11 protein-coding genes are annotated in these 13331 nt (G+C 57.8%); 2 read left to right on the top strand and 9 right to left on the bottom strand.

Annotation, left to right across the window (positions count from 1 at the left end):
* Positions 1 to 80: 80 nt before the first annotated feature.
* From ACQGQ5_RS11505 to polA, 6 genes are all read right to left on the bottom strand, one after another.
* Entirely contained in the window at positions 81 to 1844 is a 1764-nt protein-coding gene (locus tag ACQGQ5_RS11505) for a phosphoenolpyruvate carboxykinase (GTP) (protein ID WP_455736640.1), read from the bottom strand.
* 162 nt (positions 1845 to 2006) lie between these two features.
* Complete coding sequence (tsaD, locus tag ACQGQ5_RS11500) at positions 2007 to 3017, bottom strand: tRNA (adenosine(37)-N6)-threonylcarbamoyltransferase complex transferase subunit TsaD (RefSeq protein WP_455736639.1); 1011 nt, start codon at positions 3015 to 3017, stop codon at positions 2007 to 2009.
* A 75-nt stretch (positions 3018 to 3092) separates the two neighbouring features.
* Complete coding sequence (gene rimI / locus ACQGQ5_RS11495; RefSeq protein WP_455736638.1) at positions 3093 to 3542, bottom strand: ribosomal protein S18-alanine N-acetyltransferase; 450 nt, start codon at positions 3540 to 3542, stop codon at positions 3093 to 3095.
* A complete protein-coding gene (locus ACQGQ5_RS11490; RefSeq protein WP_455736637.1) occupies positions 3539 to 4705 on the bottom strand; it encodes a hypothetical protein in 1167 nt (388 codons plus the stop codon). The genes rimI and ACQGQ5_RS11490 overlap by 4 nt, the downstream gene beginning before the upstream one ends.
* Positions 4684 to 5532 carry a putative RNA methyltransferase gene (locus ACQGQ5_RS11485; RefSeq protein WP_455736636.1) on the bottom strand — a complete coding sequence of 283 codons (849 nt, stop codon included), beginning with the start codon at positions 5530 to 5532 and terminating at the stop codon, positions 4684 to 4686. The genes ACQGQ5_RS11490 and ACQGQ5_RS11485 overlap by 22 nt, the downstream gene beginning before the upstream one ends.
* Positions 5529 to 8096 carry a DNA polymerase I gene (gene polA, locus ACQGQ5_RS11480; RefSeq protein WP_455736635.1) on the bottom strand — a complete coding sequence of 856 codons (2568 nt, stop codon included), beginning with the start codon at positions 8094 to 8096 and terminating at the stop codon, positions 5529 to 5531. Before polA ends, ACQGQ5_RS11485 begins: the two co-directional genes overlap by 4 nt.
* A 168-nt stretch (positions 8097 to 8264) precedes the next feature.
* On the opposite strand from polA, the gene dusB reads away from it, so the two are divergent.
* The gene (dusB, locus tag ACQGQ5_RS11475; protein ID WP_455736634.1) at positions 8265 to 9251 is read left to right on the top strand and encodes a tRNA dihydrouridine synthase DusB; all 987 of its coding nucleotides are present in this window, start codon (positions 8265 to 8267) and stop codon (positions 9249 to 9251) included.
* Between the two features lie 42 nt (positions 9252 to 9293).
* On the opposite strand, the gene ACQGQ5_RS11470 is transcribed toward dusB, so the two are convergent.
* Both ACQGQ5_RS11470 and ACQGQ5_RS11465 read right to left on the bottom strand, forming a co-directional pair.
* Positions 9294 to 10142, bottom strand: coding sequence for a DegV family protein (locus tag ACQGQ5_RS11470; RefSeq protein WP_455736633.1), 849 nt, complete (start codon positions 10140 to 10142; stop codon positions 9294 to 9296).
* Positions 10143 to 10150: 8 nt separating this feature from the next.
* Complete coding sequence (locus tag ACQGQ5_RS11465) at positions 10151 to 10993, bottom strand: DegV family protein (protein ID WP_455736632.1); 843 nt, start codon at positions 10991 to 10993, stop codon at positions 10151 to 10153.
* Between the two features lie 191 nt (positions 10994 to 11184).
* Between ACQGQ5_RS11465 and ACQGQ5_RS11460 the strand changes: the two genes are divergently transcribed.
* The gene (locus ACQGQ5_RS11460; protein WP_455736631.1) at positions 11185 to 12234 is read left to right on the top strand and encodes a hypothetical protein; all 1050 of its coding nucleotides are present in this window, start codon (positions 11185 to 11187) and stop codon (positions 12232 to 12234) included.
* A gap of 104 nt (positions 12235 to 12338) precedes the next feature.
* Here the strand turns inward: ACQGQ5_RS11460 and ACQGQ5_RS11455 are convergent, their stop codons facing one another.
* Entirely contained in the window at positions 12339 to 13289 is a 951-nt protein-coding gene (locus ACQGQ5_RS11455; protein ID WP_455736630.1) for a ComEC/Rec2 family competence protein, read from the bottom strand.
* Positions 13290 to 13331: the final 42 nt, after the last annotated feature.

The following is a 13331-nucleotide window of genomic DNA, read 5'->3' as shown; positions in this document are numbered from 1 at the left end:
CATGAAACCGCTTTCAAACTGCAAAAGGCATAAAACAAGCGGCGGCTTTCCAACAAAGCCGCCGCCGAAAATCAGTATGGTTATTTCAGGTTGTTCTTCAGGATATCGAGCTGACTCCTCAGCTCCTTCGGAAGCTTGTCGCCGAACTTCTTGTAGAATTCCTCAATGCCCTCGGCTTCCTTGACCCACTGATCGTTCTTGATCTCAAGAATGCTCTTCAGGGTATCTACGCTGAAGTCAAGGCCTTCCAGGTTGATGTCCTCCGCCTTCGGAACAAAGCCGATCGGGGTCTTAACAGCGTCGGCTTTTCCGTCGCAGCGGTTGATGATCCACTCCAGCACGCGGAGGTTGTCGCCGAAACCCGGCCAAATGAAGTGGCCTTCTTCGTCGAGGCGGAACCAGTTGACGTTAAAAATCTTCGGAGCCTTATCGCCGAGCTTCTCGCCCATTTCGATCCAGTGCTTGAAGTAGTCGCCCATATGGTAGCCGCAGAAGGGCAGCATCGCCATCGGGTCGCGGCGGACTACGCCGACCGCTCCGGTCGCGGCGGCGGTTGTTTCAGAAGCCATGATGGAGCCGACGAACACGCCGTTGTTCCAGTCGCGGGACTGATAGACCAGCGGAGTGGTCTGCGCGCGGCGGCCGCCGAAGATGATGGCGGAAATCGGAACGCCCGCGCCCTTGTCAAACTCGGGGCTGACGCAGGGGCAGTTCTTTGCGGGAGCGGTGAAGCGGCTGTTCGGATGAGCGCCCTTCTGGTCGGAAGTGGTGCCGTCCCAGGGCTCGCCCTTCCAGTTGACCGCGTGCTTCGGGGGATTCTTGTCCAGGCCCTCCCACCAGACGGTGTTGTCGTCCAGATTCTGAGCGACATTGGTGAAGATGGTGCCGGACTTTGTGGAAGCAAGCGCGTTCGGGTTTGACTTGTCGTTGGTGCCGGGAGCGACGCCGAAGAATCCGTTTTCAGGATTGATCGCGTACAGCCTGCCGTCCGGGCCCTGGCGCATCCAGGCGATATCGTCGCCGACCGTCCATACCTTGTAGCCCTTCCTGCGGTAGCCTTCCGGCGGAATCAGCATCGCCAGGTTGGTCTTGCCGCAGGCGGACGGGAACGCGGCGGCGACATATTTGATTTCGCCCTTCGGGTTTTCAATGCCGAGAATCAGCATATGCTCCGCCATCCAGCCCTCGGTCTTGCCAAGGTAGGAAGCGATGCGCAGCGCAAAGCACTTTTTGCCCAGCAGAACGTTTCCGCCGTAGCCGGAGTTGACGGAGATAATGGTGTTGTCCTCCGGGAAGTGGCAGATGTATCTCTTTTCCGCGTCGATGCTGCACTTGCAGTGAAGGCCCTTTACCCAGTCGGTGCTGTCGCCCAGCGTATCCCAGACCTTCTGGCCCACACGGGTCATAATCGCCATATTTAACACAACATAAATGGAATCTGTGAGCTCTACGCCGATTTTTGCGAGCGGCGAGCCGATCGGGCCCATGGAATAGGGAATCACGTACATGGTGCGGCCCCTGTAGCTGCCTCTTGCGATGTCGTAAAGCATTTTATAGGTTTCCTGAGGATCCTTCCAGTGATTGGTCGGGCCTGCGTCCTCTTCTTTGCGGGAGCAGATAAAGGTCCTGTCCTCAACGCGGGCAACGTCGTTTACCGCGGTGCGGTGCAGGTAGCAGCCAGGGAGTTTTTCCTGATTCAGCTTGATAAGTTCCCCCGAAGCACAGGCTTCGGCGCGCAATGCCTCAAGCTGAGCCTCTGACCCGTCAATCCAGACTAATTTATCCGGACCAACAAGCGCTTTCATTTCCTCGATCCAGTTCAAAACAGACTTGTTGCTTGTCATGACTCATTTCTCCTTCCGGTCCAATGACCTTCCAAAATTGATGATATTAGATCCCATTATAATACATTGCGGCGTTTTAATCAATCTTGAAATATTGAATTCGTTAAAAATTTACCATAGTAAAATGCACAAAGCTTTCGCTCTGATTTTGGAGGATTTTCATCAGCTTCCTTCAATCGGCATTGCCGCGTGGGCGTTCAGGTCCATTTTCGCAATGTTTCCTGCAAGAAACTCATAGTATCCCTGCGCGCCGACCATGGCGGCGTTGTCCCCGCAAAGCTTCAGCTCCGGCATATAGAATTTCCAGCCGCGGTCCCCGCATTCCCTTTGCAGACGGCTGCGCAGAAGGGAATTGGCGGAAACGCCGCCCGCGATCACCAGCCTGGTGCTGCCGGTATCCTGCGCGGCCTTCACAAAATTTTTGACCAGACAGTCGACCACCGCCTTGCGGAACGAGGCCGCCAGGTCCTCCACCGGCAAGGCCCGTCCCTTCTGCTGCGCGTTGTGGATCAGATTGATGACCGCCGTTTTCAGCCCGGAAAAGCTGTAATCGTACGGCGAGCCGTCCACCGTCGGCCGCGGCAGCAAAAAAGCGTTGGGGTTCCCGCCCTCGGCGCGGCGGTCCATCTCCACCCCGCCGGGGTAAGGCATCCCCATGGCCCTTGCGGCCTTGTCAAAGGCTTCGCCGGCCGCGTCGTCGCGCGTGCGGCCCAGAACATGAAGGTCCGTATAATCCTTTACCTCCACAATATGGCTGTGCCCACCGGAGACGATCAGGCACAGAAACGGCGGCTTCAGCTCCGGTGAGGTGATGTAGTTCGCGGCGATGTGCGAACGGAGGTGATGCACCGGCACGATCGGCTTTCCGGAGGACAGGGCCAGCCCCTTCGCAAAATTCACGCCCACCAGCAGCGCGCCGATCAGTCCGGGCGCGTAGGTGACGGCGACGGCGTCGACCTCGTCCAGCGTCATTCCCGCGTCGTCAAGGGCTTTCTGCGTAACGCCCACAATCGCCTCGCAGTGGCGGCGCGACGCGATTTCCGGCACGACGCCGCCGTAAAGTTTGTGTTCCTCCACCTGTGAGGCAACCACCGAAGACAGAACCGTTCTTCCGTCCTCCACCACCGCGGCGGCGGTCTCGTCGCAGGAGCTTTCCAGTGCTAAAATCCGCATTCTCTATTTTCCCCTTATTCTTTAAAATAAAACCGTCCGGCCCGCTGTCCGACGGAAAACCGGAGCGTTCATCCTTTATTCTGAAAAAAATCTCGTCATCAGAAGCGCGTCCTCTTTCGGTGACGTGTAAAAATCCTTCCTGACCCCGACCGGCTCAAAGCCGAGCCCGGCGTAAAGCGCAACGGCGGCATCGTTGCTCCGCCGCACCTCCAGCGTGATGAATTCCGCATGGTTTTTGACCGCGTCCTCGATCAAATACCGCACCAGCGCCCGCGCGATCCCCCTCCGGCGAAAGCCGGGGTGGACGCAGACCTTGTCGATATAGCACTCCCCGCAGACGCAGTGCATGCCCGCGCAGCCCACGGTCTCCTCCCCGCACTCCGCCGCGGCAAACCGGGCCGTATCGCTGAAAAGCTCCGCGCGGAGCCCTTCGCGCGTCCAGGGGTCTGAAAAGCAGAGGGCGTCGATCTTCGTCAGCGCGTCAAGGTGCTCCTCGCCCATCGGCACGATCCGCGCCCCGCTCACCCCGGCACCTGCCCCGGCTGCTCCGACTGCAGGTCAATCTGACGCACCGCGTGCCTTGCGACCTGTATCAGAATGAAAAGCATCATGACCGCCAGCAGCTGCACGCTGAAAAAGTCCGTGTTGAACAGGTTGTGGCAGACGGCGTAGGTGGAGCTCAGCACCGTGACCACCGGCACATAGAGCATCTTCGGAAAATAAAACGCGAAGACAACCGACAGGATATCCGCCAGATAGAAATACCGCTCGTGCATATGCGGGAGGACGAACGGTAAAAACAGCGCGAAAAAGAGCGCCAGCGAAACAAACAGCTCGTCCGTAAAAACAAACTTCCTCTTATACAGATAGAAAAGCACGGCAATGGTCAGCGCGCCGGCCAGGATCACCGCGGCGGCGCTGATGTACTCCGGCGTGTCCTCCGGCAGCCAGGTGTACAGGTTCGGCAGGAACATGGCGATCATCTTATACTGCCCCGCCTGGGAAAAATACACCGTCAGAAGTTCCCGCATGCCGCGCCCCAGAAACAGGGCGGGAAGGATGGCCAGCAGGTACACGAACGGAATCATCAGAAAGGTGCTGGGGCGCACCCTGCGCTTGACGAGCAGGAGCAGCAAAAACGGCGCCAGAAACACCGCCTGCAGTTTAAAGATAAACGCGACGGCAAAGGCGGCGACCGCCTGATATTCCTTATCCAGCATGAAATAGTACACACAGGCGACGAGCGCGGCGGTAAAAATCGCGTCGCACTGTCCCCAGACGGCCGAATTCAGCACCACGCTCGGCAGAAACAGGACAGCCGCGTAAGCCATGCCCCCGTACAGGGGGTCTTCAACCTTCAGCCGGACCGTTTTCATCACGTAAACGGCCAGAACAATGTCCGCCAGGCTGGAAACCAGCTTAATCGCGGTCAGCCCGGAAACGGGAAGATAGGTAAACCCGGCAAGCAGATAAAGATAGGTCGGCATATAGTCGCCGATATCCATCCCCACCGCCGCAAAGCCGCCGTTGTCCTTCAGCGAGGTATACCATCCCTGCAAAAACTGGTGGTAATCCCCCGACTCAAACGGGAAAAGCAGAAAACGGCACAGCAGGGCCAGCACCGTGATCAAAACAAGGAAGCCCATGTTTTCAAACTGTTCGTTTGTCAGCTCTTTGCGCCTGCGCAATTTTCTCCCACCTTTTCATAGATTAGAAAATCAAATTCGAGATGCGTTTTTAGCGTCTGCACCTGTTTCAGCCGCCGTACTCCCTCCGCCCCGGTTTTATAGAAATAGGGCGTCATGGCGAACAGGTCCTGAATCAACGCGCCGGAAATCGCGGCGTCGGTCTGTACCGGCACGCGGCCGGCAAAGGCAAACCCGCCGTAATCCGCCTCAAACACTTCGTTCTCATAGGGCTTCTCGTACAGGATTTCCTTTAACCCGTACAGATGGCGGGGACCCGGCACGGCCAGAATCAGAGTTCCGCCCGGTTTGAGCACGCGGTTCAGCTCGCTTTCCACCACCGGCGCGAACACGTCCAGAGCAAAATCCGCCGCGCCGTCCGAAACCGGGATGGCGAAGCTGCTGGCGACGGCGAAGGAAATCGATTTATATTTTTTCGCCGCAGCCTTTACCGCGAACTTGGAAATATCAAACCCGAAGACCCGCGGGGAAAACCCGTGGGAAAGCAGGTCGTCGCACAGCCGCCCGGTATAGTAGCCCTCCCCGCAGCCCGCGTCAAGGAGGATTGGACTTTTTGTCCGGGAATATGCGCGCACCAGCTCGTTGAGCTTATCGCTGAAAAGCCGGTAGGCGCCGGATCCCAGAAAGCGGCGGCGCGACGCGGTCATTTCCTGATTGTCGCCGGGTACTTTGGCGTGCATTTTGTTCGGCGGCAGAAGGTGGACATAGCCCTCCCCCGCAATATCGTAGCTGTGCCCGTTTTTGCAGACGTAGGCTTTCGCAAGCCTGTCCAGCTTTTCCCGGCAGACGGGGCAGGTGAAAATAGTCATGCCTTCGCCTCGTACCACGTTTTTCCGATTTTCGCCTCGGCCACCATCGGCACGGAGAGGGAAACGGCGTTCTCCATTTCCTCCGTCAGGATCCGCGCGGCCTTTTCCGCCTCGTCCTTCGGGGACTCCACAATCAGTTCGTCGTGCACCTGCAAAATCAGACGCGACCGCATGCCCTCTTTTTCCAGCCGCTTTTCCACCTTCACCATCGCGATTTTGATGATATCGGCGGCGGCGCCCTGGATCGGCATGTTGCGCGCCACCCGCTCGCCGAACGAGCGCATGTTGAAATTGCTGGAGGTCAGCTCCGGCAGGTAGCGCCGGCGGCCGAACATGGTCTCGGCGTAACCGGTCTCCTTCGCCAGCGCCACGACCTCTTTCATATACCGGTCGATCCCGGAATAGTGGGCAAGGTAATCCTTGATATAGGTGTCGGCCTCCCTGCGCGTAACATGAATGTTCTTCGCAAGGGAAAACGCGCCGATCCCGTACACAATACCGAAATTGACCGCCTTGGCGCGGCTGCGCATCATCGGGGTGACCATCTGCTCCGGCATATGGAACACCTGTGCCGCCGTGCTGCGGTGGATATCGTCGTTATTCAAAAACGCCTGTATCATATTTTTGTCGTTGGCAACGTGCGCCAGAACGCGCAGCTCAATCTGGGAGTAATCCGCGTCCACCAGCACCCAGTCCTCGCGCGCGACAAAGAAACGGCGCATTTCCCGGCCGAGGTCGGTGCGCACGGGGATGTTCTGCAGATTCGGCTCCGTGGAACTGATGCGGCCCGTGCGCGTTTCCGTCTGGTTGAAATTGGAATGGATTCTCCCGTCGGGCGCGATCACCTTTAAAAGGCCCTCGCAGTAGGTGGATTTCAGCTTTGCCAGGCTGCGGTAATTCAGCACCAGCTCCACCGCCGGGTGCTCGTAGCGCAGGTTTTCCAGAATTTCCACCGCCGTGGAATAGCCGGTTTTCGTCTTTTTCCCGCGGTTCAGCCCCAGTTTTTCAAACAGCGCCTCGCCCAGCTGTTTGGGGGAATTGATATTGAATTCATAGCCGACCGTTTCATAAATCTGCGTCTGGATCGTGTCGATCTGTGCCTGTAAAACCTCTCCGTACGAGCGGATGCCATCCCTGTCCACGGCAAAGCCGACGGTTTCCATGCGGGCCAGCACTTCCGCCAGCGGCATTTCGATATTATTTAACAGCTCCGTCTGGTTTTTCTTCCCGATTTCACCGGCCAGCACGTCCGCAAGCGCGGGCATCACACAAGCGTCCGTCAGCCGGGCGTCCTCCTGCCGGGTCAGGGCGACGCCGTACTCCTGCGCCAGCCGGGACGGCTCGTAGCCGGACGCCGACGGGTTGAGCAGGTAGGCCGCCAGCATCGTGTCGATCCCGGGGTTTTTCAGCGCGATGTCCCGCGCCAGCAGCGCGGCGTAAAGCGGTTTGATGTCATGCGTATTCTTGCGGATGGTTTCGTCCTCACAGAGCCGTTTGATCCATCCGGCGTCGTCGATCACATGAATCCGGCTGCCGCTGTTGAGATACAGCTTCAGGTTCCCGCCGTCATCCTCCGCGATAAAGTCGGCGCGGCCCGCCTTTTCAAGTTCCTTCAAAAGCGCCGCCGGATCGGTGTTTTCCGCAACGCCCGGCGCGGCTTCCTCCGCTTTCTCCCCTTCCGGAGAAGCGGTGGGCTCGCGCAGGCCCATTTTGTCGATCAGCGAGAAAAATTCCAGCTTTGCCATCAGGCGCGCGGCGGCGTCATTGTCGCAGGGCTGCGGAATATAGTGGGAAATTTCCGTATCGACCGGCGCGTCCGTGCGGATGGTCCCGAGGTAGCGGCTCAGATAAGCGGTCTCTTTGTCCCTGATCAGCTTCTGGCGCATTCCCTCCTTGATATCGAGCGTATCGATCTTTTGATAAATGGAATCCAGATCGTGATATCTCTGAATCAGGTCGCCAGCGCCCTTCGGGCCGATGCCCGCGACGCCTGGAATATTGTCCGACGAATCCCCCTGAATCGCCTTGATGTCGATCAGCTGCTTCGGGGTCACGCCGTAGTCTTCCATAATTTTGGCCTCGTCGTAAACCGTGACCTGCGGCTGGCCGAATTTGGTCGCGGCAAGACGGACGCTGACACGCGGCCCGACCAGCTGAAGGCTGTCGCGGTCGCCGGTGGCGAGAACGCACTCGTCCCCGGTTTCGCTGCAACGGTGCGCCAGCGTGCCCAGAATATCGTCGGCCTCAAAGCCCTCGCACTCCACCAGACGGTAGCCTAAAAGCCGCAGCAGCTCCTTGAGGTTGGGAAGCTGCTGGGCCAGCTCTTCGGGCATGCCCTTGCGCTGCGCCTTGTAACCCGCGTATTCCTTGTGGCGGAAGGTCGGCGCGCGCATATCGAACGCGATGGCCACCGCGTCGGGGCCGGTTTCGTTTTTCAGTTTCTGCAGCATGGTCAGAAAGCCGTAAATTCCGTTGGTAAAAACGCCTTCCTTCGTGGTCAGAAGGCGGATGCCGTAGAACGCGCGGTTCAGTATGCTGTTTCCGTCAAGTACAAGCAGCTTCATGTTGTTCTCCTTTTTCAGCGGTATCGTCTGCGGGCGGACCGGAAAGCAGCATCGCCAGCCGGAAAGCCCCGCTTCTTTTCAAACATATACATTGGTATTATAGCACTTTCCAAAGAAAAAAATAAGTGTTATAATGAACGCGGATTTTAAAACGGAAAGGAATTTTGCATGAAAATCGGCAATTTACAGATAGATGGCTTCGCCGTGCTCGCGCCGATGGCCGGCGTGGCCGACCGGGCTTTCCGCGAGACCTGCGTGCGGTTCGGGGCCTCCTATGCGGTCAGCGAAATGGTCAGCTCGAAGGGACTTCAGTTCAACGACAAAAAGACCGGCGAACTGATGGAGCTGAGCGGCGCGGAGCGCCCGGCGGGCATCCAGCTTTTCGGGAGCGAGCCCGCCGTGATGGCACAGGCGGCAAAAAAGGCGATGGAGTACCGCCCGGACGTGATCGACATCAACATGGGATGCCCCGCGCCGAAGGTGAGCTGCAGCGGCTCCGGCAGCGCGCTGATGAAAAGCCCCGGACTCTGCGGGGAAATCGTCGCGGCGGTCAAAAGCGCCGTCCCCGTACCGGTCACGGTGAAAATACGCAAGGGCTGGGACAGCGGCAGCGTCAACGCGGTGGAAGTCGCTAAAATCTGCGAGGCCGCCGGAGCGGACGCCGTCACCGTCCACGGCCGCACGCGCGAGCAGATGTACGCCCCCGGCGCGGACTGGGAAATTATCCGCCGGGTCAAGCAGGCGGTCGGCATCCCCGTGATTGGAAACGGCGACGTTGTTTCCGCGCAGGCCGCCGCGCGGATGCTGGAGCAGACCGGCTGCGACGCGGTGATGGTCGGGCGCGGGGCGCTGGGCAACCCGTGGATTTTTTCACAGATCAACGCCTACCTGACCGATTCGTGCCGGATCGTCCCTCCGCCGGATATCCATGAGCGCATCCTGGTCATGCTGCGGCATATCCGGCTGATGTGCGGATACAAGGGCGAGCACCGCGCCATGAACGAGGCGCGCAAGCACGTTGGCTGGTACCTGAAAGGGATCAAAAACGCCGCGTCGTTCCGCCGCCGGGCGGGCGCTCTGGAAAGCTGGGAACAGCTGGAGGAGCTGGCCCGGGATATCCTTCTGGCAAACAGCGAACCCACACGGCCTCTATAACGGAAAAACCGCCGGAGGAACCTCCGGCGGTCATTTTTTCACTTACTTTTCCATATAAACAATGGCGAAGGTCCCCGGCCCGCAGTGAACCGAAACGGAACAGCCACAGTCCCCAACCACGATTTCCTCAAAATTCTGGTATTCCATGATCTTCTGTCTGACCGCTTCAATGGTTTCATCGTCTACGTCGTAGTGGGCGATGATAAGACGGGAAAGGTCGATGTTTTCCGCGCCCTTCAGCCTATCCTCCACCAGCTTGCAGACCGCCGATTTCAGGCTTCCGCGGTACTTTTTGGCAACGCCCATTTTGCCGTCCTTCACATCGATGCAGGGCTTCAGGTTCAGCAGATTCGCGCCCAGCGCCTGCACCCCGGTGCAGCGCCCGCCCTTATACATATAAAGGAGCGTGCTGATTACGCAGGTGGTGCGCACCTTCCCGGTCATTTCCCCGACCCGCTGTGCGATCTCCGCCGCGGAATATCCCTGATCGCGCAGTTCGGCCGCCTTCACGGCGAGGATGCCCATGCCGCTGGACACGTTGCGGGAATCCACGGGATAAACGCCGTCAAACTTTTCGGCGGCCATCTTCGCGATATTCGGCGTCACGGTCAGCTCCGCGCTGATACTGAAATGCACGACCTCCCAGCCTTCGTCCGTCCACCTGCGGTAAAACTCCTCGTAATACGCGGGAGTCGGAGCGGAGGTGGTGGGAAGCTGTCCGGTCTTTTTATAATATTCGAACAGATCCGGCGTATGGACGGTTACCCCGTCCAGATAGGACTTGTCGCCCAGATTCACGTTGAGCGGAATAACTTCGATCCGGTAGCGCTCCAGCATCTGTGCGTTCAGGTCGCAGGTGCTGTCGGCTACAATTTTTACCTTTCGCTGCATAGCTCCTCCTATTTTTCCTTGTAAAACAAAACCAGCGTGTTGGGGCCCGTGTGGACCGTCATGCTGCATCCCGCGCGCGAGGTGAGGACCTGCCGGAACTTCCCGCTTTCCTTCACCATTCTGACAACGCTGTCAAAAAGCGACCGGTCCATCCCCGTGGTGGAAACAAACGCGCGCTCGTCGTCCATATTCGGCTGCTCCAGCACAAAACGGATATATTCCCTGCAGACCTGAGCGAAATTCCCGCGGAATTTCCGCCGCACGGAAAGCACGCCGTGGGTGTCCAGCAGAAGGCAGGGGCGCAGCTTCAGCAGGTTTGCCCCGAACATCTGCAGCATGGTGGCCCGTCCGCCCCGGTAGGCAAATTCCAGCGTATCCAGAAGCACGTTGGTGCGCATTTTGGTTTTGTCTGTTTCGATTCTGTCAAAAATCTCTTTTGCTGACATGCCCGCGTCGCGCATGTCGGCGGCCCGGAGCACCAAAAGGCCCTGAGCGGAGCTCAGCGTAAAGGTGTCCACCACATAAACGTTGTCGAATTCCCGCGCGGCGATCAAGGCGTTCTGATAGGACGAGGAAAATTTGGAATTCATCGCGATATGGACCACGTCGTTTCCGTTCTCCGTCTGCTTTTTGAACAGTTCAAAAAAATCGGCGGGCGGCGGAGCCGACGTTTTCGGCAGCCGGTGCGTTTTCTCGTAATCCACAAAAAGGTCGTCCGGCCCGATTTCAAAAACATCCCGGCGGGTGCGGCCTCCCACCGTAATATAAAGCGGGACAATCTCGATCCGATATTGCTGATATAAATCGGGAAACAAGTCGCAGGCACTGTCGGTGCTGATAATTACGCCCATAATCGCACTCCCACAATCATTTTGCATACTAATTTTTTAATTATATCATCCTAAAATCCTTTTTTCAATCTTCTCCTGCCGCAAATGTATTTCTATGGAAATTTTACAGAAAATTCACAGTTGTATGGGAACCATATTATATGATATGATATGTTTATGTCAGCTTATCAGCATTGAGAGGATTTGTAAGAATGAATATAAAATCGAAGAGATTTCTGACGGTGTTTCTGACACTGATTTTTGCGGTCACAGTATTTACGCTGACTGCTTTTGCACAAAGCAGCACGGTCGACCCGCCCGGACAGGAGCCCACAAGCTCCGTTTCCACGGGCGGGGGTTCTTCCCAGCCCGGAGACGCTTCGCAGGGGGAAGCGTCTTCCCAGCCGGGAGAGGCGTCCCAGCCCGACGGCAATTCACAGGGGGAAGCTTCCCAGCCCGACCAAAACAGTCAGGCCGAGTCCGCCGCGAGCAATCCGGAAAGCTCCAGAGCTACCGCGGTTTCCAGCAAGGAGCCGGCGGTAAACCACTATGTCGATACCCACACCAATGAGGTCGAAAAAAGAGCTTCTCAGGCGGCGCAGACCGTCAGCGACCCGGACGTGCTTTCTTCCCAGGACTGGGGAGAGCTTCTTTCCAGCGGGGGGTCCTCCTCCAGCGAAACGGTGGCGGCCGCCGGTACCGTCAGCAGTGAAGCCGAATCCCCGTCGGGGATCGGCGGCGTATCCTGGCTTCTGATTTTGGGTGTTGTGCTGATCGTTCTTGCGCTGTGCGGAATCGGCCTGTTCATCTACCTTCAGTTTTTTTTTCAGGGACGCCGTCAAAACCTGAAGTTCGCCCCCGCAGGCGGCGTTCAGGAAGCCGATGAACCCGAAACCTTTGAGGACATCAGCTCCTACAGCGACGAGACGCAGCACCAGACCGACGCCGTTTCCGACGATACGCAGTCCTTTACCGATATTCAGTCCAGCTCGAACGAAACCGAAGCCCCCGCCGCCGCGGAGACGGCGCCCGCCGCAAAATCCCGGACCGTCGCAAAGCACCGGCCCGCCGCGAAGCCGCAGCCGGATAAAAGGCCGGTGAAGTCCGATCAGGAAGAAACCGCGCCCATTCCGCAGGATCTTTTAAACCGGAGCGATCCGTCCGTTTCTTCCCCCGACCCCGATTCTCTCCCGAAATCACAGGCGCGGCCGGTACAGGACAGCAACTTTGACTGGGAGAAGTTTTTCAACGAAGAAAAGTAAGCGAATGCTCTTTTAAAAATAGAAAATTTATAAATCAAGCGCTTTGAACCGGTTTTTCCGTTCAAGGCGCTTTTTTATGATCCTTTGAAATGATTGATTCCGCTTCATCCGGCGACCGATTTCAGCCCCGTGGTAAACCGGATCGTCTTCCCGTCGCATTGCGCCAGAACGGTTTTCTGCCGGTCGGTGCGGTAAACGGTCACTCCCGCTTTCTTCAGCCGGTCCAGCACCTCCTTGTGCGGATGGCCGTAATCGTTGTTCAGTCCGCAGGAGATCACTGCCGTACCCGGGTCAGCCGCCTTCAGGAAGGCGGCGCCGGTGGAGGTGGAGCTTCCGTGATGCCCGCATTTCAGGACGTCGCACCGCAGGTCGTACCCCTTTTTCACCATTTCCTTTTCGCTGTCCGATTCCGCGTCCCCGGTAAACAGAAAGCGCTTTTCGCCGCTTGTAAGCATCGTAACGATGGAATAGCTGTTCAGACCGCCGTATTTTTCGGAATTCGGGGCCAGTATTTCCAGTTTTTCCTCCCCGTTGTCAAAAATCACCGCGCCCGCTTTCGCGGCGGTAATTTTGAGTCCTTTCCGGTCGATGGCGGTCAGCAGCTTTTCATAGGTTGCCGTGGTGGGAATCTGGCTGTCGGGGATTCTGGGCATATAGACCTTCCCGACGGAAAAGCGGTCGACGACCTGCTCCATCCCGCCAATGTGGTCGGCGTGGGGGTGCGTCGCGATCAGGCAGTCGATTTTTGAAACCCCCAGACCGGCCAGGTAATCGGCAAGCTCCCGCGCCGTTTCCGGGGTGCCCGCGTCGATCAGGATATTTTCACCCGTTTTCAGGCGGATCAGCTCGCTGTCCCCCTGCCCTACGTCAAGAAAATAGACGCTTGTGGCGTCCCGCTCCGCCCCGGACGGCTGTGCGCCCGGAGAACTCTGCGGCGCCGGACCGGCGACCGTTCCCGTCCCGCCGCGGGACCCGAACGCCATAACCGCCGAAATCGCGGCAAAAATCAGCAGAGAGACCCAAAAAGGTGTTCTCTGATTTTTTCTGTGTGCCAATGATGTTCCTCCTTCTGTTCCCGTGTACTAAAAAACCGCCCT

This window comes from Caproiciproducens sp. (assembly GCF_053840905.1).
Note: the sequence above shows the minus strand (reverse complement) of the source record. Positions and strands in the feature narration are given on the sequence as shown.